Genomic DNA, 23,267 nt, shown 5'->3' on the forward strand with positions numbered 1-23,267 from the left:
AGTGAGACCGAGCATGCGCCGTTCGTGGCCACGAAAGGGCCGCGAACACCCAGCGCCGTAGGCGCTGGCCAAACAACACAGTCGCGAACACGCCGCGCCGAAGGCGCGCCAAACCGAACACTGTGTAGGTTGACCCCTCGTGGGTAAGAGCAAGCGCAACAGTCCTAAGCCCGGGGGGAACCGGGCCCAGCGTCTCGCCGAGCGGCGGGCAGCGCAGGAGCAAGCGGCACAGGCCGTCACGCGTCCGTTCGAGGGCTTGGCCGCGGAGTGCGATCTGGTCGCGCTCCGTGAGTTCGTTCCCTCGGCCACCGCGCAGTTGACGCCGGCGGCTTCGATCGCGGCCGAGCGGCCGGTCGTGCTCGCCACGGTGCTGCCCGGTGCGGTGGCCGCGCTGGTGCGGGCCGGCGACGAGCCCAGCGGATACGTGGGTGCGCAGACGCAGTCCCAGAGCGCCGACCCGGCCGCTGATCTGGCCGCGGCGATCCTGTGGACCCAGTCCGCCGAGCCCGGTGATTCGCTGACCTCCGTGGCGAGCGTCGCGGGCGGCCCGCGGCTGGCCGATGTCATCGATCCCGCCGCGCGCCTTGACCTGACCGTGCACCAGGACTTCGACTGGTGGGTGCCTGCCGGAGTCGAGCCCGACCCGCAGGTCGCCGCCACCATCGAGCAGGCCAAACAGGCGATCATGCCTTCGGCGCGGCTCGGGCTGGACGCGGACGCGATCGGTGCGGCCTGGTGGGTGGACGCGGGCGAGAAGGCACACATCCGCTGGGTGCGGCCGGAGGACGAGGATGCGCTCATGCTGGCGCTGGCTCGCCTGCACGCCTCCGGCGGTCTGCACCTCGGCGAGGGCTCCCGATTCGCCGGGTCGTTCCGTACGCACGGCGTGCTGGTCCCGGTGTTCGACCTGGACCGGGAGCGGCACCCCGACGAATGGGTGAAGCCCGCAACCGAATTCGGTGCGCGCCTGTCCGAGGCACTGGCCGTCGACGCCCCATTGACGGCCGACGAGCGCCGCTCCCGCGACGGCCTGCGGTCGCGTCAGGTCACACTGCGCTGAGCGGGTTTCATGTGAATTCCCTATTGATTCGCGGCGAAGCTTTTCGGCTTCCGCTGATATCGCTGAAAGATAGGGAAGTCGCACCGAACCTTCGGCGAAATATGCCGAAAGCATCCCGCGCCGTTTCGGTGGTCGGTGGAAAACTATGAACAGCGTCAGGCCCGGTTCCTGGTGTGGAACCGGGCCTGATCACCTTTCGACGCGAACTCCGTCAGACGGAGCCGCCCGCCACCGATGGCGCGCCGGAGGTGTCGCTCGGGCAGCTCATTTCCCGAGCGACGAATTCCTCCAGGTCGAACAGGTTCGACCCGGCGCGATCGGCGATGGTGAGCAGCGTGGTCATGTTCGCGACTTCCTCGACCTGTTCCTTCAGGAACCACTGCATGAACTGTTCGCCGAGGTAGTCGCCCTCTTCCCGCGCGGTGCTCGCCAGCTGGATGATCTGCTCGGTGACCGTCTTCTCCTGGGCGAGCGCGAGCGCGATCGGCTCCCGAGCGCTCTCGAAATGCGATTTCGCCGCGTCGATGCCGGAGATTTCGATGCTGATATCCCGGTCCAGGAAGTACCGCACGATCATCAGCGCGTGATTGCGCTCTTCGACCGACTGCTTGTAGAACCGCTTGGCCAGCTGCGGCAGGTCCGCATTGTCGAACCACACCGCGATCGCGATGTACTGATGCTCGGCATTGAATTCGTGCCGGATCTGATCGTGCAACAGGCTGTGAAATTTGCTGCGAGGTGCGTCCGGATGGCTTGACATGGCATCGACATTAGCGCTGGTCAGGTCGTGTGTCATCCAAGTGCAGCCTTATTGAGGCTAGTGTTGCCTAATTAATTCCGCGCCGCTCCAGCCATTTTCGGCGCCGGTATATCGGTGCGCGGCCGCGCTCGCATCTCCCGGGCGACGAACTCCTCGACGTCGAACAACTGCCCGTCGGCGCGGTCGATCACGGCCAGCAACGTGGTCATCCGGGCGACGTTCTTCACCTGCTCCTCGAGGAACCACCGGACGAATCGTTCGCCCAGAAAGTCCCCTGAGGTGCGGGCCGCACGGGCCAGATCGCTGATCCGGGTACTGCGATCCTGCTCGATCTCCAGCAGCAGGCCGATTGCGCCGCGCGGGCTTTCGAAAGTCGAGACGATCTCCTCCGGCCCGCCGATCTGCACCGGGAGATCGCGGTCCAGCAGGTACTGCACCATGCGCAGCGCATTGCCGTAGTGCTCGCGTGACCGGCCGTAGGCGTGACCGGCCAATTGCGGCAGCCTGTGCGAGTCGAAGTACACGGCGGCGGCGAGAATTTGCTGGGCAGCGGTGAATTCGTGACGGATCTGCGTGCGCAGCAAGTCGGGGAAGGACTCGTCGGTGTCCGGCATGGCACCGACGCTACCGCGTCAGCAGATCCTCCGGGATGGCACGGTCGCGGGCCAGTGCGTCGAAGAACCGGCCGGCCTTCTCCTTGTCCCAGAGCAGGACGTTGCCGCTGTCGGTGTCGTCGAATCCGCCGATCGGCACCGTCGTGGCGACGGTTTCGCCCCGCAGCGCCCAGCCCAGCCCGCCGAGGTTCCAGATGTGGTCGCCGTTGTCGACCTTCAGTGACTTCGCGGTGTCGGAGGCCAGTGGCCAGAGTTTGAACGGATTGGCCAGCGTAGCGCCGCTGGTCGCCTTCTTCAGCAGGGCGGCCATGAAGAGCCGCTGATTGTTCATCCGGTCGATGTCCGCGAGCGCGGTCGCCCGGCTGCGGACGAAGCCCAACGCCTGTGGTCCGTTCAATCGCTGGCAGCCCGCGGGCAGGTCGATGCCGGCGAGTGGGTCGTCGATCGCCATGGGGACGCACACGTCGATGCCGCCGAGGGTGTCGACCACGCCGGCGAAGCCGCCGAAACCGATCTGCGCGTAGTGGTCGATGCGAAGGCCGGTGGCGATCTCCACGGTCTGCACCAACAACGCGGGGCCGCCGATGGCGAACGCGGCGTTCAGCTTGTCCCTGCCCTGGCCGGGAATGCTGACGTACGAGTCGCGCGGCAGGCTGACCAGGGTGGTCTTGCCCGATTTCGGCACGTGCACCAGCATGATCGTGTCGGTGCGCTCGGGACCAACCTCGCCGCCGGTGGCGAGTTCCTGCTCCTGCTCGGGGGTCAGTCCCCCGCGGCCGTCGGAGCCCACCAGCAGCCAGTTCGTGCCGGGTGTGTCGCCGACGCGCTCGGCGTAGTTCGTCAGCGCGGGGATGCGGTTGAGCGAGTTGTCCAATTGGATGACCGCGCCGACGGCCGCGATCACCAGAACCAGCACGATCACCAGGAACCACCGGAACGGGTGGCGCTTGCGGCGCGGTCGCGGCGCTCGCGGCGGGCGTTCGCCGCGCGGCGGCACGGGCGGCGGACCCTCGCGCGACGACCGTGGTTTCCGCGGCGGCGTGTGCGGTGGACCTTCGTGATAGGGCACCGGCCGCTGGGTGGGCGCGTGCGTGGGAGCTTCGTGATGTGGCGCCGGGCGCTGCGTGGGCGCGTGCCTGCGAGCCTGCGGAGGCGGTGGCATTCGCCGAGCCTGTTCCGGAGGGACCTGCGAATATGCCAGCGGCTGCCCGTGCGGACCGGCTGTTCCGTCGCGCCGCATCACCTGGGTCGGCTCGATCGGTGGCGGTGCGCCGGAACCGGGCGGCGGCATGCGGCGGCGCATGGGAGGCTCACCGGGCCTGCCTGGCGGCGGCATCCGGCGCTTGTGCGCGTTGCGCTGGGGGTCGTCGCCGTTCATCACTGGAACTCTACTTATCGGGCGGTTGTGAGGTGTCGCATGTGGACACCGGGCGCACGCGGAAGCGGCGCTGCTACCTAATTCGCAGGCGGTGCCGCGTTGTTAGCGTTCCGGAGGGCACGGTTGCGTCACGGGAGCCACGAAACATGTCCGCGCAGAACGGTATAGCCGATGTAAGCGACCGCGTCGATGGTCGCATGCGCGAGCACCAGCGGCCACAGCCGGTTCGTGCGCTGCCAATAGCGACCGAATATGACGCCCATCACAAAATTTCCGAGCCCGCCGCCCAGACCCTGATACAAGTGATAGCTGCCACGCAGCAATGCCGTGGTCAGCAGTGCCGAGTTCGCCGACCATCCGAGCCTGCGCAGCCGGGTGAGCAGGAACGCCACCACGATGACCTCCTCGGCCAGGGCGTTCGCACAGGCCGAGAGGATGAGCGCGGGCAGCCGCCACCAGTAGTCGCCGAGGGAGGCGGGCACGATCGTCACGCTGAAACCCAGCTCGTGTGCCAGGAGATACAGTCCCAGCCCCGGCAGTCCGATGATCGCGGCGAGCGTCAAGCCGGGTAGCACGTCTGTTCGCCACCGGAGCCGATTCGCCAGCCCGATCAGTCGCGGTCCGATGCCGCCGCGCCACAGCAGATACAGGCCCAACGCCGCCCACCCGGCCAGGCGCAGCACGCTGAGCAACTGGAACAGCAGGTCGATGGTGGACTGCGTGGATCGCGACGGGTTCAGCGCGACGGTCCGCCCACCGATCCCGCCCGGCGCGAGCGTACTCTCCACCAGCGAGAGCGCGGCGCTGAGCCCGCTGAGCCCGAACGTGACCAGCAGCACCACGGTGATCTCGAGTTTGATAGCCAGCCGCTCCTGATCGGTCGGCTCGGCCTCGTCCCCCTGGACATCCGCACGCATGGCTCGAATCTATTGCGCTCGCGCGCCCCGGCGCGCGTCGCGTCGCCGACGGAATCCCGCGACGGGCTGGAGGCCACCCGGTCCGACTCGGTGGACGAGGTCACCCTCCGATGGGGCGGCATCGACTCGGTCTGTGCACGCGGCCAACCGGTCGAGCCCGAGGCGGCCTCGAGAGCGGATTTCGGCATCGCGCGGTCGTCACTGCGCGATCGGGACGCGGCATCCCGGAGTAGCGAGTCGTTCCGTGCCGAAGCGTCGGGCCTTGCGTCCGCGAGCGGCGGCGCTGGGGACGGAGCCGGGTGCGTCGTCGAGCCGGATCAGATGCGGCGCAGGCCGTTGAGGAACGGGCAACCTGCCAGGGTGCGTACGGCCCGGCTGAGCCCTTCGATGTCGTCGGCCGGTGCGCTGAACGGCAAGCGGAAGTCGTGGTCGCCGTCGTGCCCTTCCACCCGGAGGGTGAGCCCGTACCGGTCGATGGCGAGCGGGTGCACGATGCCGCGTTGCAGGTGCGGCGGCAGGTGCCTGGCCAACTGGGCGACGATATCGGCGTGGTCGGCCTGCATGTGCTGTAGCCACGCGGATTCCATGGCGCAGAACGGATCCGGCTGTGCCAGCCGCAGCTCGTCGCTGCTCACCGATTCCGCGCCGGTCGAGTCGGCCACCACCGCGGAGTCGATCACCAGCCGCAGCAGCGTGGCGCCGAAGCCGATGTCGAGCAGCGCGGGATGCGGATGGTCCTTTGCCACCTCGGTGGCCAGCGCGCGCTGCGCTCGGGCCGGCACCGCGCGCACCCAGCCGCGCAGCCAGACCAGTGCGCGCACCGGCTCGCGCAGCGGCAGCGGGGCGTGGTCGGTGAGTTCGAGCACGGCGGGCGCGCCCTGCTCGCCGGAATTGCCGGCCAGGATGGCGGCGACCGAGGCCGTGGGCACCGCGATCACGGCGTCGCCGCACTGGCGTACGTGGTGCACCGACGCGGGGGTGGGATCGGTGCCCGGCATGGCCAGCACCGCTTGCTCCGCGTGGGCGCACGCGCTGCGCACCCGCTCAGCGGTGGACGGTGCGACGGTCGAGGACGGACGCGGCATAGAAACCTCCGTGGAGCGGGCGGCGCGCAGTGTTGATTAGGTTACCCTAAGCTAAGTGACGGCGCGTGGTTCCGCAAGCGTTCCGATCGAGCCGAATCGAAGCGAGCTGAACTGTGCATCGCGGTCGGCCGCGGCGAACAGCACGAGCATCTGAATGTTGAGCCAGTTCAGCTGCGCAGCATCGCCGAGCAGCACGATCTGCTCGCCGCGGACATCCGGTCCCGCGCTGGCAGCCGATCCGGGGTTGAACAGGGTTGTTACGGTGAGGGCGTGTCGGAAGGGACGGAATCCGGAGAACCGGTGCTGGTGACGTTGTCGACGCCCCCGCGGCGCAGTCTGGCCGAGGGATTGGTCCGCAACATCGGCGCAAGCCCCGCCGCGCCGACCGTGGAACTGAACGCGCCGGACAGCGAGATCGCCGAGTTTCTCGCGCAGGTCGCGCACTCCGATACCGGCTTCGTCGCGCGCACCGCCTCCGGCGAGCGCGCAGTGGCCATCGTCGCCGCCACGGTCGCCGCCCTGTGCGGCGAAGACATCGGCGCCGCTCTGCGCAACCCCGATATCGCCTTCCTGACGTCGCTGAAAGCGCCGGCCGTCGAGGCGGTCCGATCCGTCCTGCTCGCCATCGAAACCGAGGCCGGTGACCGGGTGAACGCCGCGTTGCGGGTGCTCAACGCCGGTTGAACAGCGCTCGGGCGGCCGTGGAACATAGGCCGCGCGGTGGCCAGGGCTTCCGCAATTGGTGGGGAGCCGGGGCGAGCGCGCAAGTAATCTCGTAACCGTGCCGCGAATCGCGTACTTCGGGCCGTCCGGAACCTTCACCGAGATGGCCCTCGCCCAACTCGAATCCTCGGGAGCCTTCGACGGACCCGTCGAGCGGATTGCCGCGCCCAGCCAAGGGGCCGCGCTCGACCTGATCCGCTCCGGCGACGTGGACGGCGCGGTGGTGCCGATCGAGAGTTCCGTCGAGGGGTCGATATCGGCGACGCTCGACTCCCTGGCAATCGGTCCGCGTCTGCAGATCGTCGCCGAGACCGAACTCGAGGTGAGTTTCACGATCCTCGGCAGGCCGGGCACGGCGCTTCCGGATGTGCGCACGCTCGCCGCGTACCCCGTGGCCGCCGCACAGGTGCGCCAGTGGGTTGCGCGGCATCTGCCGCAGGCACAGCCCTACACGTCGGCGTCCAATGCCGCGGCCGCGGAAGACGTGGTGGCCGGCCACGCGGATGCCGCCGTGTCGACCGCCCTGGCGGGTGAACGGCTGGGATTGATCGCGCTGGCCTCCGGGGTCGCCGACCACGAGCAAGCCATCACGCGGTTCGTGCTGTGCACCCCGCCCACGGTGGCGCCACCCGCCACGGGCGCCGACCGCACCTCGATCGTGCTCGAATTGCCGAACGTACCGGGCTCGCTGATGCGCGCTTTCGCCGAATTCGCCACGCGCGGCATCGATTTGACCAGGATCGAGTCCCGCCCCACCCGAACCGGCATGGGCACCTACCGTTTTTATCTCGACTGCGTCGGGCACATCGATGACACGGCCGTGGGCGAGGCGCTCAAGGCACTGCACCGCACCGCGCGGATCCGTTTTCTCGGGTCCTGGCCGGCGACTTCGGCGACCGGCACGCCGCCACCGTCGGACGAATCCGCGGCGCAGTGGTTGATTCAGCTGAGAAAGGGGATGGCGGACCTATGACCGGGAGGTTGATTCTGGTCCGGCACGGGGAGACCGAAGGCAATGTCGCCAAGCTGCTGGACACCAGGATCCCAGGACTGCCGCTGACCGAACGCGGTGCGGCACAAGCGAAGATGTTCGGTGAGAACTTGCTCCGCCCGCCGAAGGTGCTGTTCTCCTCGGCGGCACTGCGCGCACGCCAGACCGCGAGCTACATCGAGGCGGCGACCGGTGTCGCCGCCATGGTGCTCGACGGACTGCACGAGGTACAGGCCGGGGACCTGGAGGGAGAGCACAGCGAGGACGCGCACCGGACGTTCCAGCAAATCTATCGCGCCTGGCACGAAGGCGATCTCACGTTGCGGGTGCCCGGCGGCGAGTCCGCCCAGGACGTGCTGGATCGATTCCTGCCGGTGGTCGCGGAATTGCGGAACACCTATTTGACGCCGGACGACCACGGGCACGGCGACGTGATGGTGGTCAGTCACGGCGCGGCTATGCGCCTCGTCGGCCGCACGCTCGCGGATGTGCGACCGCCGTTCACCACCAACAACCACCTGGACAACACCGAGACCATCGAGTTGGTGCCTGTGCCGGATGGCGGGTGGGAGTGCACTCGCTGGGGCCGGTTCACGCCGCCGTTCGGCTACGACGTCGCACCGACCTCCGACGATCCCATGGGTTAGCGACGCTTGCTCAGGAGAGCTTCGGATTCCGTGGGAATTCTTCGCGTTCCGGCAGGGAGTTGATCAGATCGTGCACCGCCGTGCGCAGTCGCGCGGGGGTTCCGCTGCTGAGCGACGTCCACTTGACGCCGTCGTCGGACTTGCTCGCGGTCGCGATGAATCGGCCTGCGCGCGTGTCGAAGACGGCGATGTGGTTGTCGGCCATCTCTCTGGTGCCGTCACCGTAGATCACGCCGACGATCTCGGCATACGAGTGGATCTCGACCAAAGCCGCCGCCAAGGTCTTCGCATCGTGGGCTGGGTTACCCACTTTCGTCAGTCGTTGCGCGGTGGCCGCGGCGTCACCGGTGTCGCCGAAAATCGTGGCCAGCTCTTCGGTCGGGGCGTTCATGCCGTACAGCTCCAGCGGCTCGGCGTAGCCGAGCGCCGCGAGAACCGTGCCGGGCAGATCGATTCCTGCCTCGTCGATGACGTAGGAGTCCTGTCCCCGAAGGGCGACGACCGGCAGGTCGACGCCCTTCGCCAGACAGAAGCGGCTCACCCAACCGTCGACGATCAACCGCAGCGCGATGATCCAGTGTGGCCGGTTCAGCGCGCGCAGCCGATTCTCCAGATCGCGATGCAGCACATCGTCGATGAGGAGCTCCCGCTGGGCGAGAGACTCGGCGGCCGCGTCCATCGCCGCTTTGTGATCGGTCAGGTTGTCGTAACGTGCCCGAGCGTTCAAGACGACGGGAACTTCGATCTGCAATTTCTCTACGAGAAACTGCATCTCGTCCAGCGACAGGACGACCGCCTCGAGCGTCGACGGGTCGCGACCCGCACCGAGTACGGTCACCTAACCGTCCCGCTGAAGTCACCGCCGATGACTCCATCGGCGGTGAAGCGGCCGTCGTTGAAGTGCTCGGTCGACCGCAGGTAGTCCAGGCCGTTGTGCTCGGTCTCGTCGTCCTCGTCGCTGCGAGCCTGGTTGCCGAGCAGCGGGTTGCCGTTGCCGTTGTTCGCCGGACGAACCGGTGCCGCGTCGACGGGCTTGACCGCGACGGTCTCCTGTACCGGGGCGGAGCCACCGATCGTGCCGGTGGAGCCCCAGCCTTCCGGAAGCTTGAGCGAGCCGTTGCTGATGCTCGCCGCCGACCCGAGGCCGGAGAACGACACCGCGCGAGTCGTGGCGCCTGCGGCGGTGGCCGCCGCACCGGCTCCCATAACCATCGGAGCCATGCCGGAGAAGGTGGGCGCGGAGGTGGTGGTCGCCGCCGCGATCGCGCTGCCCGCGACATTTCCGACGGTGGAGACACCGGTGGTGGCGATCGAGCCGACGGCCTGAGCGGCCTGGGTGGCAGCGCTCGCCACACCGGGATTGCTCAAGAACGCCTGCGTGGCGGCCACGGCAGCCTGGATCGGATCGGCCGGGACCTCGGTGGCGGTCGTATCCGCCGCCTGTTCGGGGCTGGCCGTTCCGGCGCCCTTGGCGATCGCCGGCGGCTGCAGGAACTCGGCAGGCGTGGCGACCATGGCGCTGGTGGCGGCCTCGTAGGTCTCCATGACCAACGCCGCACGGATGTCCATGGCGTTCCTGGCGACTTCCGCGACCTCGAACGCACCGCTCAGCACACCAGGCGGATTCGCCGACGCGGCCAAGGCGGCGTTGACGGCCGCGATCTCGGGCGGGCTCGGCATCGCCAGCGAGGCGACGGTGTAGGCGGTGGCGTTCGCCGCGGCCTTCGCACCCATCGCGGCCGCCTGGACGCCCTGCTGCTCGGACCAGCCGAGGAAGCCGGTGAGCTTGCTCAGCGCGGCGATACCGTTGATGCCCTGCATCCCGACGCCGAGTTCGGCCATCACCCTGGCGACGGTCGTCGTCGCGTCGACCCAGGCGGCGGTCAGCCCGCCCCAGGCGGTGGCCGCGGCCGAGATCGGAATCGCGTGCGCGCCCGCGTGAAGGGTGGCCGAATTGATCTCCGACGGGCGCGCCGCCCAGATCACCCCGGTGACTCCTGCAACCATGTTCGACTTCTCCCCTGCTTATACGTTGCTGATGATCTCGGTCCCGGAACTACACCTGGATGGCGCTGATGCCCGCGGCGCGCACCACGTCGCCCGCGACGTGCTGTGCCAGCTGCATGCGCAGCGTCGCCGCGGCGTGGTGGCATTCCAGAATCGCCTGCGCGATGGCGCGGTCGTGCGACATCGCCCCCTGGTTGAAATGGCTCGCGCCGAGGAAGGAGACCTCCTCGGCGCCGGAGGGCAGCACGTGCGTCGCGGGCGCGGTGATCGCCGCGGCGGCGGCCAGACGTTCGGCGACGAGGTCGAGTTCGGCCGCGGCGGCGAGTATGGCTTCGGGTGCGATCAGTACATGTCCAACCATGACTCGACTCCTTCTAGTGGCTGTGGGGCGGAACCACGAGAATTCCCCCTTCGAGTGATAGGACGCGACAGCAACGCGATCGGTTCCATCGAATCCCCAACTTTTCGATCTCCGTGCCGATTACACACCCACCGCTCGGGGTGCGCAATACAGCTCGGTCAAGACTATCCCCATCCCAGCTGATGCAGGCGGTCTTCGTCAATGCCGAAATAGTGTGCGATCTCGTGGATCACGGTGATCGCTACCTCTTCCACCACTTCCGTCTCGTCGGCGCAGAGTTCGAGAATCGCCTCGCGGTAGATGGTCACGGTGTCGGGAAGCGCTCCGCCGTAATGACTGTCGCGTTCGGTCAGCGCGATGCCGTGGTACAGGCCCAGCAGATGCGGATCCTCCGGATTGCGCGGCTCGATCAGCACGACCACATTGTCGATCGCGCGGGTCAGTTCCGGCGGAATGAGATCCAATGCGTCCCCGACCAATTCCTCGAACCGGTCGTCGGACATCGTTACAGGCATCGGCGCTGGGCTACCTCGGCTGGGGCTGCGGCGGCAGCGGCGCGGCGCCGGGCAGCGGTGCGGGCGTGGAACGCCCGTTGTTCGGCGGCGGCACCGGAGCCTGGCCGTTGATCAGGATGTCGCCCCTGGCCGAACCGGTGATCGGTGCGAAACCTTCCTGATCGGCCCCCTTGCCGATCATGCAGTCCAGCCTGCGGCTGCCCGCCATCCAGCTGCGGGCATCGATGTAGTCGAAGAACAGCGTGAGCGTCTTGTTGCGGATGACGTCCGGCCCGCCCAGGTAGTCGGTCGAGGTGCGGGTGCACTCCTCCTCCACGAACTTGTCCTGCGCCTCTTTCGCGGGCGGGCCGCCGGTGAAGTGCCCCGCGAGATCGACGGTGGAGACGATCTCCACGGCGTGCGGCTGCGAGCAGTCCACGGGATCGGTGGGCAGATTCTGGTTGATGCCCAGGCACACGCCTTGCTCGTACACCTTGGACTGGTCGTGCTCGGTGGCGCTGCCGACCGAAGGCGGGGTGCCGACGCTGGCCGCGACCTGCAGGCCGCAGCGCAGCGTGCGGTCACCGTGCTGCCAGCCGTCCGGGCTCGGGTACATCAGCCCGACGATGTACTTGCCGCGCGGATCGAAGCGGCCGGACATGTACTTCTGCACCGCGGGCACGCAGTGCTCTTCCTTGAGCTCGGTGAGCCGCAGCGAGTCCGGGAAGCGCGAGCCGGGACCGAACTCCTTGCCCGGGTACCTGCTCATATCGACGTCGGCCGCGACCTCGAACATGTGCTTGCTCGAGCAGTTCACCTTGACCAGATCGGACCGGTCGGGCCTGGTCCAGCTCAGGCAGTCGCCCTTGGCGGCGGTGCCGAATTCCTTGTCCAGCACGGGCTGCGGCGGGGCGCCCGGATTGTGCACCTCCAGGTTCTTCCCGTTGTCGAAGCCGGTGATGGACAGCGTCACCAGGGCTGCGACCACGGCGCCGACGGCCACCGCGAGCAGACCCCAGCGCAACGTGGGCGCCGACAGGTGCACATCGCGCAGGTTGCTCTCGGCGAGAGCGGCCTTGGCCGAGTCGAACGAGCGGCGTACCGAGTCGGCACGCGACGATGCGCCGCGCTTGGGCGCCTGCGGGGACCGGGACACGGGTTCGGAGGACATCGCGGTCCATCATGGCAGCGTCCGTGCCGTGGTGCCACGACCTGCCCCGATCGGCGCGGCACGAGGCGCAGGTGGTTCAGCCGCGCAGGGCCGACAGGAAGACGCCGGGCAGCCGGGCGGGGTTGGCGTCGGCGTAGAACTCGGTGAGCCTGCGCCCGGTGGTCGCGGCGGTGGCGTTGCCGACGAACCACGGCGGCTTCGGGGAGAGGGCGAGTTCGCCGCCCAGCAATGAGCGCGGCGCGGGCCGGAACGGGCCGCGCACCACGGTGCGCTCCACGTCGTCGAGCAGCAGCGCGTTGTGCACCACGCCGATGCCGCTCTGCACGTCGTCGAGGGTGTGCCCGGGGAAGGCTCCCCAGGCGGCCCGCGGGGCGAGGAAGGCCAGCCCGGTCCAGGTGTTCACCGCGATCGCGCCGTAGCGCAGCCGCTCGATCGCGCGGTCGAAGGCGACGCCGAGCCTGCGGATGCTCGTCGGATGGGCGATCACGTTCGCGCCGAGCGTCCCGGTCAGCTCGGCGTTGGCGAAGTCGACCGCGCGTTGCAGGAACTCGCCGCCCGCGTAGGGCAGCTCGACCACGCCGAGCACGGGGGAGAAGTATTCCGTGCGCAGCAGTGGTGTGGCGGTGGGCGGCAATCCGTCGACCAGCACCCGCCCCGCGCCGAGACGCTCGGCCTCCGGATACGAGGCCAGCGCGTCGGCGACACGCGCGTCGCTGCCCGGGTAGTACGCCGTGCGCTGTGGCGCCCGCTCCATGGCCAGGCGCAGCTCGGCGAGGAATCGGTCCTTGCGGTCCCATTCCGCGCCGATCACCACTGCCTGCGCGGCCACGCAGTTGTAGCCGCCGTTGTGCAGCCGTTGCGTCGCCACGTGCTCGGCCTGGTAGCGCAGATCGGCGTCGGACCAGTCGCCGGGCACCACGATGGTCGGCGAGACGCCACCCAGTTCGCTGGTGATCGGCTTGTCCAGCAATGGCCGGTTGTCCTTCTTCCGCTGCATGCCCTCCGTGCCGGGACCCCACACGATGGCGTCGTGGGTCCGCGCGCTGCCGGTCATGTGCACGTGCGCGACATCGGGATGACCCACCAGGTACCCGCCCTGCTGTGCGCCACCGGTGAGAATCCGCAGTACGCCGAGCTCCAGCAGCGGTTCGAAGACCATCTCGAACGCCGTGAACAGCGGGTCGGTGATCGGGTTGAGCTTCAACGCGACCACCCGGTTGTGCGCGTACAGCTCGTACAGCGCGTCCAGCGGCGGAATCGAGGTGATGTTGCCCGCGCCGAGTACGGCGCCGATCCCGTTCGTCGCGGTGGGATCCAGCTGGCCGAGTCCGGCTCGCCTGCGGGCGGTCTCCGCGTCGACGCCGGGTCGCAGCCACACCGAACCGCTGAAACCGTTGAGCAGCAGCCGGTCGTAGACGCCGAGCGGGAATACCGGCACCGCGACCCGTCCGCCCGGCGCCTCGCGCAACGTGATGCCGGTCAGTGGGCTGCGCCCGGACTCCAGCGCGGCGAGGGTCGCCGACAACGCGGACGTGGCTTGCAGCATGGTGAGCGGGCCGGACATCCATTCCTCGCCGACCAGCGGGGAATCCGGGGCGAGATCTTTGACGACACACGCGGCTCGCACCCAGTCCTCCGCGAAGCGGGCCGTCCGGGCGTGAATCTCGTCGAGCAGCTCGCGGCGGCGGCGCAGCGAGGTCGCGGCCCACGCTTTCTCGCCCGCGGTGAGGTCGGCCAGCGCGTTGTCGATGGCTGTCTCGTCGAACGGAGTGCCCACAAGCCCACTATGCGCGCGATCTCGCGTGGATGTACCGCATCCTGGGATATCGGCGTGAAAGATCGGCGCAGCGACTACTAGGCTGGTGGCCCATGATCGACCTCCGATTCCTGCGGGACGACCCCGATGCGGTCCGCGCCTCGCAGCGCGCCCGCGGCGAAGACCCCGCTCTCGTCGACGCGCTGCTCGAGGCGGACGCGGCGCGGCGTGCCGCGGTGGCCACCGCGGACAATCTGCGCGCCGAGCACAAGGCGATGGGCAAGCTGATCGGCAAGGCGAGCAAGGAGGAGCGTTCCGCGCTGCTCGCGCAGGCGTCGGAGATGTCGGTCAAGGTCAAGGAGGCCGAGGCCGCGCAGCACGCCGCCGACGCGGACCTGGACGCGGCGCACCGCGCCATCTCCAACGTGGTGCAGCAGGGCGCGCCCGCGGGCGGCGAGGACGATTACGTCGTTCTCCAAACCGTCGGTACACCTACCGAATTCGACTTCGAGCCGAAGGACCACCTCGAACTCGGCGAGTCGCTCGGCTTGATCGACATGGAGCGCGGCGCGAAGGTCTCCGGCGCCCGGTTCTACTTCCTGACCGGCTACGGCGCGCTGCTGCAGCTGGGGCTGCTGCAGCTGGCCGTGCAGAAGGCCGTGGCCAACGGCTTCACCATGATGATTCCGCCGGTGCTGGTGCGCCCGGAGGTCATGGCGGGCACGGGGTTCCTCGGCCAGCACTCGGCCGAGGTCTACCACCTCGCCGACGACGACCTCTACCTGGTCGGCACCTCGGAGGTGCCGTTGGCGGGCTACCACTCCGACGAGATCCTCGACTTGAGCGGCGGGCCCAAGCGGTATGCGGGCTGGTCGTCGTGTTTCCGCAGGGAGGCGGGCAGCTACGGCAAGGACACCCGCGGCATCATCCGGGTGCACCAGTTCGACAAGGTGGAGATGTTCGTCTTCACCACGCCCGACCGAGCCGACGCCGAACACCAGCGCCTGCTGGCCTGGGAACAGGAGATGCTCGCGGCGATCGAGGTGCCCTACCGGGTGATCGACGTCGCGGCCGGTGATCTCGGCAGCTCTGCCGCGCGCAAGTTCGACTGCGAGGCGTGGGTGCCCACGCAGCAGACCTACCGCGAGCTCACCTCGACCTCCAACTGCACCACGTACCAGGCGCGGCGGCTGGCTGTGCGCTATCGAGACGAGAACGGTCGGCCGCAGATCGCCGCCACCTTGAACGGCACCCTCGCGACCACTCGCTGGATCGTGGCCCTCCTGGAGAACCATCAGCAAGCCGACGGGTCGGTCCGGGTTCCGTCCGCCCTCATCCCGTTCGTCGGGACCGACGTGCTTCGACGGTCGAACTGACAACGTGCGAACGACGTTCAGATGAATAGCTACTGGTTCGCCATGTCGGATTCCCGGGATGTGGCAACCGGCGGGATTCCTTGTGGATAGGCTGTTCGTCGTGCGAGGAATCGGGTCTCGCGGCGATACCCGAACCCGGGTGCGGGCCGCGTCTGCGCTGGCGACGGCTATGGTCATGGCTCGGACCACCGGGGCGTTCTACGTCATGGGCGGGGTGCTCGGTCTGTTGATCACCGCCATCGCCCCTGGTGACGAGGGTAATCGGCCGCTGGTCGGCGGGGCAGCAGCGGTAGCGCTGGTGCTCGGTCTCACGCTGCTCGCGTGGGGACCGCGGCTGCCGCACTCGATCCACCACGTGTATGTCGCGATCGCGACGGTGCTGGTGACGATCGCGGTGCACTCGTTCCCGAACACGGTGGGGGCGATCAGCCTCGCGGCGTTCTACGTGTTCATCGCCTGCGATGCCGCCCTGTTCTTCGCCTGGTCGCAAGCCGCCGCCCATATCGCGTTCGCACTGGCGCTGTGCTTGTGGGTGCTGCCCGCGCGGCCGGTGACTCCCGGACTGCCGTGGTGGTCTGGCCTGATCCCGGCAGGCGTGACTTTCGGAGTGGGCGTCGTGGTCGGGATCCTGACCAGGATGGCGTCCGAGGCCGACATCGACGTGCTCACCGGCCTGCTCAACCGGCGCGGCTTCGACCGGGCGCTGAACACCGCGATCCAGCAGGCCACCAGGTCCGGGCACGGGCTCGCGCTGGTGCTGGTCGACCTGGACCGCTTCCAGAAGATCAACGACCATCTCGGTCATCGCGCCGGTGACGCGGTTTTGCAACGGGTGGCCGACACCTGGTCGAAACTGCTGGCTCCCGATCAGCGCTTGGCACGCTACGGCGGCGACGCGTTCGCCTTGCTGCTGCCGAACACGACCGAGCAGGCCGCGATACTGCTCACCGAACAGCTGCGCGCGGCGGTGACCACAGGCTGTTCGGCCGGTGTCACCTCCTGGCAGCCGGGCGAGTCCGGGTCGCTGCTGGTCAGCCGCGCCGACGTCGGCCTGTACCGGGCCAAGCAGGCCGGACGCAACCGGACGGTGCTGGAGTCCTCCCGGCAGTTGCCGCTGGCGGTGGAGCTGCGCGAGGCGATCGATCGTGGCGCCCTCGACGTGCACTACCAACCGATCGTCAGCCTGACCGAAGGCGGCGGCAAGGCGGTCGGCGTGGAGGCGCTGCTGCGCTGGTCGTCCAGCGCGCAGCCGGACGTCACCACCGAGGGCCTGATCCGCGTCGCCGAGGAGTACGACCTCATCGCCGACCTGGACGAGCTGGTGCTGCGCCGGGCCTGCGCGGATGCCGCGCGGTTGCAGGAAACCTTCGCCCAGCTGGATCTGACGCTGAATGTGAACGTCAGCGGGCTGGAGCTGGCCGAGGCGGGCTACGCCGACCGGGTGGCGGGCATCCTCGCCAGTACCGGATGGCCCGCCGATCAACTGGTGCTCGAGGTCACCGAGAGCGAGCTGGCCGCCGAATCACAGACCGCGATCGAGAACCTGCACGTGCTGCGCGACCGGGGCGTGCGCATCGCCATCGACGACTTCGGCACCGGCTACTCCTCGCTCAGCAGGCTGGCCACCCTGCCCAGCGACATTCTCAAGGTCGATCAATCCTTCGTCGCCGCGATCCGCTCCGATTCGCCCGCGCCGCCCTTGCTCGGCGTGATCGCCGCCCTCTCCAGTGCGCTGGATCTGCAGGTGATCGCCGAGGGTGTGGAGACCGAGTACCAAGCCGCTGTGCTCACCGAACTCGGCTTCGCGCTCGCGCAGGGCTACCACTACAGCGATTCGCATCCGGTATCGGAGCTGATCAGCGACCTCAACGAGAACAAAGGCCGGATCGGCCATGGCGTCACCGACCGGGAACTGGGCGACGGGGACTCGGTACCCGCCAACGGCTGGGTACCGCTGCCGTAAATCGCTTGACCGTACGGGCCGAGGGTGAGCATGCTGATCGGCATGCGGTTGCTTGTCTACGCCTATTGATTCGCTGAATCGCTGCGCGCCCCTCGGGCGGGTGGCGCACGTACCCTCGGCCTGCGCTCGCTGACGGTTCGGGTGGTGCTCTTCAAGAGCATCGGTGAACTGATTCCGCTGTACGCGCTGTATGCCCTGCTGTTCGCCGACCACGGCATGAGCACGGGGCAGATCTCTTTGCTGTTCGCCATCTGGTCGGCCACTTCGTTTCTGCTCGAGGTGCCCTCCGGTGCGTGGGCCGATACGGTGTCGCGGCGGGGTCTGCTCGTGCTCAGCGGCGTCTTGCTGACGGCAGGATTCGCCCTGTGGACGGTGGCGCCCTCGTTCGCGGGTTTCGCCGCCGGATTCGTGCTGTGGGGAACCTCGGGGGCGCTGGCCTCCGGCACCTTCGAGGCGCTGCTGTACGACGACCTCGCCGCCCGGGGTGAATCGTCGGCGTACCCGCGCATCCTCGGCTACACCCGCGCCGGCGCGGAAGCGGCCGTCGTCATCGCGATCGTCGCCGCGACACCCCTGTATCTCTACGGCGGCTATGCCGTGGTCGGCTGGTCCAGCGTTGCCGTCGCGGCCGTGCACACGTTGATCGCGCTCTCGCTGCCCACCGCGCCCAAGGCGGTGTCGGCCGCCGACATCGACGATCTGGACGAGGAAGAGCCGGCATCCTCCGCGCGGACTTCTACGTCGGCCGACGACCCGGCAGCGGGGGACGACACGTCCCTCTTCGACTCCGTGGGCGACTCGCTCGGTAGGGCGCCCGGCGCGGATGCGGACGGACGTGGTTCCGTCTCGGTGTCCGGCGGTCGCGACGAAAAAGACGAGGCGGCGTTCACCGGGAATTACGTCAAGGGTGGTCGGAGACCGGAGATCGTCGCGGTATCGGCTGCCGCTCCGTTCGGCGCTACCCATGCTCGCGCTCTCGGGAAGTCTTCCGTGGATCACGCGAACCCGCCGGAGGCCGGCTCGACGGATCGCCCGAGGAGGGAACTTTCCCCGCGAACCGGGACGGAAGACGATGCGGCGCAACCCCGTCCGTTCGCGCGATACCTCACCATGCTGAAGGCCGGTGTGGGCGAGGCGGTCCGCGTGCGGGTGGTGCGCCACGGCGTGCTGCTGGAAGCGCTGCTGTTCGGGATCACGGCGTTCGACGAGTATTTCGCACTGCTGGCAGCGGAATCGGGCGTCTCGACAGCCGTGGTGCCGCTGCTGGTCGGGCTGACCGTGCTCGGCTCGCTGACCGGTTCCGTGCTGGCCGGACGTACCGAGGGAATGTCGGGCCGCACGATGTCGATCGCGGTGGGCGTCGCGGGCGTGCTGTTCCTCGGCGGCGCGCTGATCGCCGGCCTCGCGACCGGTCGTCCGGACGCGATCTACCTGCTGACCGGCCTCGGTTTCGCGTCGATCGGCGTGTCCTACGGCATCGTCTACAACGCGGGGATCGTCGCGGGCGCTCGCCTCCAAGACGCGATCGAGGGCCCTGCCCGCGCGACGGTCACCTCGGTCTCCGGGCTCTTGGGTGAGGTGATAGCCCTAGCGGTCTTCGCCTTCGCCGCGCTGGTCACGCTCCGTTTTTCCATATCCACCCTCCTAGCCCTCCTCGGCGCCTCCATCCTCGCCCTAGCCACCCTCACCCCCCGCTGGCTCCCGCCCCGCGCCGACTGACGAGTGGCACACCATCGAGAGCGCTTCTCGGGAAATGCCGCGACCATGTGCCACTCGCGGTTGGGTAGCGTGCGGAAGGTGAGTGCGGAGGCGAGGGCGGGGCTGGTTTTCGGGTTCGGGATCGGTGCGGGGGTGGCGGTGCAGGCTCGGATCAATGGGGCGTTGGGGGCGCGGCTGGAGGATGGGGTTGCCGCGGCGGTGGTCAGTTTCGGGGCGGGGTTCGTGGTGCTCGTGGTGGCCTTCGCGGTCAGCGGGCGGCTGCGGGAGGGCGGGCGGCGGGTACGGCGGGCGTTGTCGGACGGCGCGCTGCGGCCTTGGCAGTTGCTCGGCGGGCTGTGCGGTGCGTTCTTCGTCGCGTGCCAGGGGCTGACCGTCGCGGCGATCGGGGTCACCGCGTTCACCGTGGCGGCGGTCGCGGGGCAGTTGCTCAGCAGTCTGGTGGTGGATCGGCTCGGCCTCGGCCCGAGCGGACGCACGCCGGTCACCACGGTGCGCCTGGTGGGTGCGGCGCTCGGCGTGGCCGCGGTGCTCGTCGCGGGCTTCGGGCACACTCACGCCTCCGGTGGGCTCTCGGTGCCCGATGCGCTGCGCGGCACGCCTACCGCTTTGCTGATCGTGCTACCGGCGCTGGCGGGCATCGGGCTGGCTTGGCAGCAGGCGGTGAACGGCAAGGTGGGCGTCGTCGGCGGGTCGCTCTCGGCGGCCATGGTGAATTTCTGCGCCGGTCTGGCCGCGCTGCTCGTCATCGAGGCCGTGATCGTCGCGTCTTCCGGCGGACCGGCCGAATTCCCGACCGAGCCTTGGCTGTACCTCGGCGGATTCATCGGGGTCGCTTTCATCGCTCTGGCCGCGCTGACGGTTCGCTGGATCGGCGTCCTTCTGCTCGGGCTCACCTCCGTGGCGGGACAGTTGCTGGTCTCCGTGATCCTCGACGTGCTCACCCCGACCAGCGCGGGCCTGTCCGTCACCGCAGTCATCGGTTGTGCGCTGACTCTGGTCGCGGTCGCCATCGCCACTCGATCGCAGTCCTGAGGACACTCGCCGCGCCATTCATACTCGAAGCGCATGAGTGTGGGATGGTGCGCTCATGCTGATCGAATACGGGGTGTGGGTTTCGCGGCTCGGGCTGAGTGTCGTGTTCGGGTTGTCGGCGTGGGGCAAGCTGGCGGATCGGAGCGCGACGCGGCAGGCGGTGGGGGATTTCGGGGTGCCGCTGCGCTGGGTGCCCGCGGTGGCCTCGGGGCTGTCGATCACCGAGGCGATCATCGCGGTGGGCGTGCTGCTTCCGTGGGTTTCCGGCCCGGCCGCGCTGGCGACGCTGTTGTTGCTCGCCGTGTTCACGGCGGTGATCGTGCGCTTGCTGCGGCGTGGCGAGCATCCCTCCTGTTCCTGCTTCGGCGCTGCGAGCGCGACGCCGATCGGGCCGAAGATTTTGATGCGCAACGGTCTTTTCGCAGTGCTCGCCGTCTTGGCCGGTATCGGCGCGCAGACGCATCCGCGCGTGCCGATGGACCTGCCCGCCGATAACGCGATCGGCTGCGCGGTGGTGGCCGCGCTGGTCGCGGTGCTGGTGTGGTTGGCGGGGCAGCTGCGTGCTCTGCGCAGGCGTGTGGACGAGCAGGCGCTGTCCACGCTGGGCGCCGAGGGCTTGCCGGTGGGCGCGGTAGCGCCGGAGTTCGAACTGTTCGACCCGCAGGGAGCGAAGACCACGCTCGAGGATCTGCTGACCGGAGCGAAGTCGGTCCTGCTGGTCTTCGTGCACCCGGGCTGCGAACTGTGCGCGGCGCTGGCCCGCGAATTGCCCCGCTGGCGGGCGCGGACGGGTGACGCCCTGGCCATCGTGGCGGTCGGCAACGGCGACGCCGCCGAGCAAGCCGCCTGGGGTTTCGAACACGGGTTGGGTGACATACCAGCGCTCGTGCAGCAGGGCAACGAAGCAGCCTTGCGTTACCGGGTGCGCGGTACGCCGTCCGCCGTGCTGATCGACTCCGAGGGGCGTGTCGCAGCGCCGGTGGCCAGAGGCGGTATCGCGATTCGCGAGTTGATCAGCGCAGTGCGAAAAGCGCCGCGCGTGCCAGCGCGCGATCGGATCCCGGCCGGGGCCTCCCGTTAGTTTCGGGGCGTACCTCTTTTCCGCCTCCGAGACCGACTGGCATCTGGTTATGCACTGGTTAGCGAATTCTCAGCAAATCGACTGGATTCCGCCGATAGGATCGAGTCGCACCGGTGCGAGTTCGCCATCCATCGACCAGAGGACCCATCGACAAGAGGGGAAACACATGGCGCTCTTCGCGTTCACCGATTACTCGGGCAAAGAGTTCATCATCCAGCTGAACAATCAACAGCGGATCGACGAAGCCCGCCGCATCCTGTCGGGTGACGAGCAGATGTCTGTGCACGTCATGGGCCGGATCCGGAAGCTTCCGGCGCCCTACAACCCGGGCTGGGACTTCCACCTGGACCCTGACACCATCACCTTCTTCACCATGGCGATCGAGGTCTGCGACGCCAGCATCATGTACGTCAACGACCACTTGGACGAGGCGTGCGGCGCGTTCCTGCCCGGCTGTATGTGGTGCCCGTGGTCGTCGAAGCTGACCCGTGAGGTTGCCGACCGATAGCAATTAGTTGGCAACTGCTTCCGGCCGGCGTGGACGCGCCGGCCGGAAGTCGCGGTCAGTCCAGCTTGCGTGAGCGCAGTTCGTGCCCCTTGGAGGTCTTGCACCGTCCCGACTCCAGGTCCCACTGCCAGCCGTGCAGGTTGCAGGTGAGCGTGTTGCCTTCCACTACACCGAACTTCGACAGGTCCGCCTTCAGGTGCGGGCAGCGCCGCTGCACCTCCCAGCCGCTGAGCTCGGTGGAGGCGGAATCGTCGTGCGCCTCGGCGAACCAGCCGTCGGCGTAGGCGATCCGCTCGTCGGTGAGGCACTTGAAGAACGTGTAGAGGAACTCGTTGTACCCGCCGATCCGCCAGGCCTGGAACCGGGTGGACAGGAAGATGGTGTTCACCCAGTCGGGCTCCCGGTCGCGCAGCACTGTGCGCACCAGTTCCGGGGCGATGCGGAAACCGTAGCGGTAGCGGCCCTCGCCCTCGATCGGCTCGCGCACCGTGCGCTTGGGGAAGTCCAGCACGACGGTTTCCTCCCCGATCACCAGCCCGACCGGGTAGCCGATGCCGTCGCAGATCACGTCGCTCTGCGCCATGATCGGCTCGAACAGCTTGCGCAGCGGTTCCAGCAGGGAGCCGTCGCCGCGTTCCCAGGTCGCTTTCTCGGCCTCCAGCACCGGCGCCAGGCGCCGGGCCATCCGCTCGATGTACTCGGCCTTGTTGTCGTAGATCTCGGCGGGGTCGCTGGGATGGGTCAACGTCAGCTCGGCGCCGCGCACGTCGGCGACCGAACCGGGGATCATCAGGATGCCGCCGGCGTTGCCGTGGATCTCCATCTGTTCCAGGAACACCTTCTGGTCGGGGAAGATGTTGCCCTCGTCACCGCGATCGTCGTTGAGGTAGCGCAACTCGTCGTCCAGGAACACCGGCGGACCGGCCGAAGGCACCACCCAGGTCGCGGCGACCTGCTCGATGTAGCTACGCGCGCGGTCCATGCCGCGCTGACGCTTCTGCTTGCCGAAGTTCGACTTGGTGCGGGCCGGGATGTCGTAGACCATCGGGTACCAGATCGCGCCCGAGTACTGCAGCAGGTGGATGTCGACGTGGCCGAACGCGTCGTGCAGCACGTCCATGTCGACCGGCCGGGCGTCGTTCATGTTGAAGCAGGTGGTCGAGCCGTCGGAGACGACCAGCCCGGAGTCGCCGATCGGACCGTCGGCGGGCGCGCGCAGGGCGATGATCATGATGTCCAGATCCCCGCCGGGGCCGGTCACCGTGTGCTTGACCGAGTCCTCGGTCTCGAAGAACTTGTGGAAGCCGAGTTGTTCGAGCTCGCGCCGCAGGTCCGGCACGGGGTAGTCCGGCAGCAGGACGGTCGCGTCCTTGTTGACGTGCTCGGTCAGCGTCTGAGCGTCGAAATGGTCGCGGTGCAGGTGCGAGACGTACAGGAAGTCGCACGCGCCCAGCTCGTCCCAGTCCAGCCCGGTGTTGTCGGGGAAGGGGAACCAGGAACCGAAGTACGCGGGGTTCACCCAGGGATCGCAAAGGATCGACCCGGCCGCGGTGCGGATGTGGAATCCGGCGTGTCCGACGCTGGTGATCTGCACTAGCTGCTCCTCCTGCTGTTTACCAGCCAA

The 23,267-nt window shown here is 68.5% G+C and carries 23 protein-coding genes; 10 read left to right on the forward strand and 13 right to left on the reverse strand.

Going from position 1 to position 23,267, the window contains the following annotated elements:
• Positions 1-139: 139 nt before the first annotated feature.
• A complete protein-coding gene (locus ACFU5M_RS17420) occupies positions 140-1,060 on the forward strand; it encodes a DUF5926 family protein (RefSeq protein ID WP_379049996.1) in 921 nt (306 codons plus the stop codon).
• 211 nt (positions 1,061-1,271) lie between these two features.
• Here ACFU5M_RS17420 and ACFU5M_RS17425 read toward each other — a convergent pair whose 3' ends face one another.
• The 6 genes from ACFU5M_RS17425 to ACFU5M_RS17450 form a co-directional block, all read right to left on the reverse strand.
• Positions 1,272-1,820, reverse strand: a complete 549-nt coding sequence (locus ACFU5M_RS17425; protein ID WP_379050078.1) for a ferritin — start codon at positions 1,818-1,820, stop codon at positions 1,272-1,274.
• Between the two features lie 71 nt (positions 1,821-1,891).
• Positions 1,892-2,434 (reverse strand): ferritin, encoded by a 543-nt coding sequence (locus ACFU5M_RS17430; protein WP_379049998.1) that lies wholly within the window; start codon positions 2,432-2,434, stop codon positions 1,892-1,894.
• 10 nt (positions 2,435-2,444) lie between these two features.
• On the reverse strand, positions 2,445-3,812 hold the full coding sequence (locus ACFU5M_RS17435) for an LCP family protein (RefSeq protein WP_379050000.1): 1,368 nt from the start codon (positions 3,810-3,812) through the stop codon (positions 2,445-2,447).
• Between the two features lie 128 nt (positions 3,813-3,940).
• Positions 3,941-4,729 (reverse strand): CPBP family intramembrane glutamic endopeptidase, encoded by a 789-nt coding sequence (locus tag ACFU5M_RS17440; RefSeq protein ID WP_379050003.1) that lies wholly within the window; start codon positions 4,727-4,729, stop codon positions 3,941-3,943.
• Positions 4,730-5,046: 317 nt separating this feature from the next.
• Complete coding sequence (locus ACFU5M_RS17445; protein ID WP_379050005.1) at positions 5,047-5,814, reverse strand: DUF2470 domain-containing protein; 768 nt, start codon at positions 5,812-5,814, stop codon at positions 5,047-5,049.
• Positions 5,815-5,865: 51 nt separating this feature from the next.
• Positions 5,866-6,009: a hypothetical protein gene (locus ACFU5M_RS17450; RefSeq protein WP_379050008.1), complete on the reverse strand. Its 144-nt coding sequence runs from the start codon at positions 6,007-6,009 to the stop codon at positions 5,866-5,868.
• Between the two features lie 75 nt (positions 6,010-6,084).
• Between ACFU5M_RS17450 and ACFU5M_RS17455 the strand changes: the two genes are divergently transcribed.
• The 3 genes from ACFU5M_RS17455 (at position 6,085) to ACFU5M_RS17465 (ending at position 8,175) form a co-directional block, all read left to right on the forward strand.
• Complete coding sequence (locus ACFU5M_RS17455) at positions 6,085-6,498, forward strand: hypothetical protein (RefSeq protein ID WP_379050010.1); 414 nt, start codon at positions 6,085-6,087, stop codon at positions 6,496-6,498.
• 97 nt (positions 6,499-6,595) lie between these two features.
• Positions 6,596-7,510, forward strand: a complete 915-nt coding sequence (gene pheA, locus ACFU5M_RS17460; protein WP_379050013.1) for a prephenate dehydratase — start codon at positions 6,596-6,598, stop codon at positions 7,508-7,510.
• Positions 7,507-8,175: a histidine phosphatase family protein gene (locus ACFU5M_RS17465; RefSeq protein WP_379050015.1), complete on the forward strand. Its 669-nt coding sequence runs from the start codon at positions 7,507-7,509 to the stop codon at positions 8,173-8,175. Before pheA ends, ACFU5M_RS17465 begins: the two co-directional genes overlap by 4 nt.
• Positions 8,176-8,185: 10 nt before the next feature.
• Here ACFU5M_RS17465 and ACFU5M_RS17470 read toward each other — a convergent pair whose 3' ends face one another.
• From ACFU5M_RS17470 to ACFU5M_RS17495, 6 genes are all read right to left on the reverse strand, one after another.
• On the reverse strand, positions 8,186-9,013 hold the full coding sequence (locus tag ACFU5M_RS17470; RefSeq protein ID WP_379050018.1) for an ESX secretion-associated protein EspG: 828 nt from the start codon (positions 9,011-9,013) through the stop codon (positions 8,186-8,188).
• Positions 9,010-10,182 (reverse strand): PPE domain-containing protein, encoded by a 1,173-nt coding sequence (locus ACFU5M_RS17475; protein ID WP_379050019.1) that lies wholly within the window; start codon positions 10,180-10,182, stop codon positions 9,010-9,012. The genes ACFU5M_RS17470 and ACFU5M_RS17475 overlap by 4 nt, the downstream gene beginning before the upstream one ends.
• Positions 10,183-10,231: 49 nt before the next feature.
• Complete coding sequence (locus ACFU5M_RS17480; RefSeq protein ID WP_040864191.1) at positions 10,232-10,543, reverse strand: PE domain-containing protein; 312 nt, start codon at positions 10,541-10,543, stop codon at positions 10,232-10,234.
• A 164-nt stretch (positions 10,544-10,707) separates the two neighbouring features.
• Positions 10,708-11,058 (reverse strand): metallopeptidase family protein, encoded by a 351-nt coding sequence (locus ACFU5M_RS17485; RefSeq protein ID WP_379050021.1) that lies wholly within the window; start codon positions 11,056-11,058, stop codon positions 10,708-10,710.
• Between the two features lie 10 nt (positions 11,059-11,068).
• Positions 11,069-12,208, reverse strand: coding sequence for a septum formation family protein (locus tag ACFU5M_RS17490; protein WP_379050023.1), 1,140 nt, complete (start codon positions 12,206-12,208; stop codon positions 11,069-11,071).
• Positions 12,209-12,284: 76 nt separating this feature from the next.
• The gene (locus tag ACFU5M_RS17495; RefSeq protein ID WP_379050025.1) at positions 12,285-13,985 is read right to left on the reverse strand and encodes an aldehyde dehydrogenase family protein; all 1,701 of its coding nucleotides are present in this window, start codon (positions 13,983-13,985) and stop codon (positions 12,285-12,287) included.
• Positions 13,986-14,077: 92 nt separating this feature from the next.
• Between ACFU5M_RS17495 and serS the strand changes: the two genes are divergently transcribed.
• From serS to ACFU5M_RS17525, 6 genes are all read left to right on the forward strand, one after another.
• Positions 14,078-15,340, forward strand: a complete 1,263-nt coding sequence (gene serS / locus ACFU5M_RS17500) for a serine--tRNA ligase (RefSeq protein WP_379050027.1) — start codon at positions 14,078-14,080, stop codon at positions 15,338-15,340.
• Between the two features lie 169 nt (positions 15,341-15,509).
• A complete protein-coding gene (locus tag ACFU5M_RS17505) occupies positions 15,510-17,303 on the forward strand; it encodes a putative bifunctional diguanylate cyclase/phosphodiesterase (protein ID WP_379050080.1) in 1,794 nt (597 codons plus the stop codon).
• Between the two features lie 144 nt (positions 17,304-17,447).
• Positions 17,448-19,022, forward strand: a complete 1,575-nt coding sequence (locus tag ACFU5M_RS17510) for an MFS transporter (protein WP_379050030.1) — start codon at positions 17,448-17,450, stop codon at positions 19,020-19,022.
• A 78-nt stretch (positions 19,023-19,100) separates the two neighbouring features.
• On the forward strand, positions 19,101-20,054 hold the full coding sequence (locus ACFU5M_RS17515) for a DMT family transporter (protein WP_379050032.1): 954 nt from the start codon (positions 19,101-19,103) through the stop codon (positions 20,052-20,054).
• Positions 20,055-20,109: 55 nt separating this feature from the next.
• Positions 20,110-21,135 (forward strand): TlpA family protein disulfide reductase, encoded by a 1,026-nt coding sequence (locus tag ACFU5M_RS17520; RefSeq protein WP_379050034.1) that lies wholly within the window; start codon positions 20,110-20,112, stop codon positions 21,133-21,135.
• A gap of 166 nt (positions 21,136-21,301) precedes the next feature.
• Entirely contained in the window at positions 21,302-21,643 is a 342-nt protein-coding gene (locus ACFU5M_RS17525; RefSeq protein WP_379050035.1) for a calmodulin, read from the forward strand.
• Between the two features lie 55 nt (positions 21,644-21,698).
• Here the strand turns inward: ACFU5M_RS17525 and ACFU5M_RS17530 are convergent, their stop codons facing one another.
• Positions 21,699-23,237 carry a Rieske 2Fe-2S domain-containing protein gene (locus ACFU5M_RS17530; RefSeq protein ID WP_379050038.1) on the reverse strand — a complete coding sequence of 513 codons (1,539 nt, stop codon included), beginning with the start codon at positions 23,235-23,237 and terminating at the stop codon, positions 21,699-21,701.
• Positions 23,238-23,267 lie beyond the last annotated feature (30 nt).

The sequence above is a fragment of the Nocardia sp. NPDC057455 genome, assembly GCF_042802775.1.
In the GTDB taxonomy this organism is placed as follows: Bacteria; Actinomycetota; Actinomycetes; order Mycobacteriales; family Mycobacteriaceae; genus Nocardia.

Excerpts from the sequence above, each read along its gene's own strand:
- ACFU5M_RS17425 (WP_379050078.1), bottom strand. The coding sequence starts at position 1,820 with ATGTCAAGCCATCCGGACGCACCTCGCAGCAAATTTCACAGCCTGTTG.
- ACFU5M_RS17430 (WP_379049998.1), bottom strand. The coding sequence starts at position 2,434 with ATGCCGGACACCGACGAGTCCTTCCCCGACTTGCTGCGCACGCAGATC.
- ACFU5M_RS17435 (WP_379050000.1), bottom strand. The coding sequence starts at position 3,812 with ATGAACGGCGACGACCCCCAGCGCAACGCGCACAAGCGCCGGATGCCG.
- ACFU5M_RS17440 (WP_379050003.1), bottom strand. The coding sequence starts at position 4,729 with ATGCGTGCGGATGTCCAGGGGGACGAGGCCGAGCCGACCGATCAGGAG.
- ACFU5M_RS17445 (WP_379050005.1), bottom strand. The coding sequence starts at position 5,814 with ATGCCGCGTCCGTCCTCGACCGTCGCACCGTCCACCGCTGAGCGGGTG.
- ACFU5M_RS17465 (WP_379050015.1), top strand. The coding sequence starts at position 7,507 with ATGACCGGGAGGTTGATTCTGGTCCGGCACGGGGAGACCGAAGGCAAT.
- ACFU5M_RS17475 (WP_379050019.1), bottom strand. The coding sequence starts at position 10,182 with ATGGTTGCAGGAGTCACCGGGGTGATCTGGGCGGCGCGCCCGTCGGAG.
- ACFU5M_RS17480 (WP_040864191.1), bottom strand. The coding sequence starts at position 10,543 with ATGGTTGGACATGTACTGATCGCACCCGAAGCCATACTCGCCGCCGCG.
- ACFU5M_RS17485 (WP_379050021.1), bottom strand. The coding sequence starts at position 11,058 with ATGCCTGTAACGATGTCCGACGACCGGTTCGAGGAATTGGTCGGGGAC.
- ACFU5M_RS17490 (WP_379050023.1), bottom strand. The coding sequence starts at position 12,208 with ATGTCCTCCGAACCCGTGTCCCGGTCCCCGCAGGCGCCCAAGCGCGGC.
- serS (WP_379050027.1), top strand. The coding sequence starts at position 14,078 with ATGATCGACCTCCGATTCCTGCGGGACGACCCCGATGCGGTCCGCGCC.
- ACFU5M_RS17505 (WP_379050080.1), top strand. The coding sequence starts at position 15,510 with ATGGTCATGGCTCGGACCACCGGGGCGTTCTACGTCATGGGCGGGGTG.
- ACFU5M_RS17520 (WP_379050034.1), top strand. The coding sequence starts at position 20,110 with ATGCTGATCGAATACGGGGTGTGGGTTTCGCGGCTCGGGCTGAGTGTC.
- ACFU5M_RS17525 (WP_379050035.1), top strand. The coding sequence starts at position 21,302 with ATGGCGCTCTTCGCGTTCACCGATTACTCGGGCAAAGAGTTCATCATC.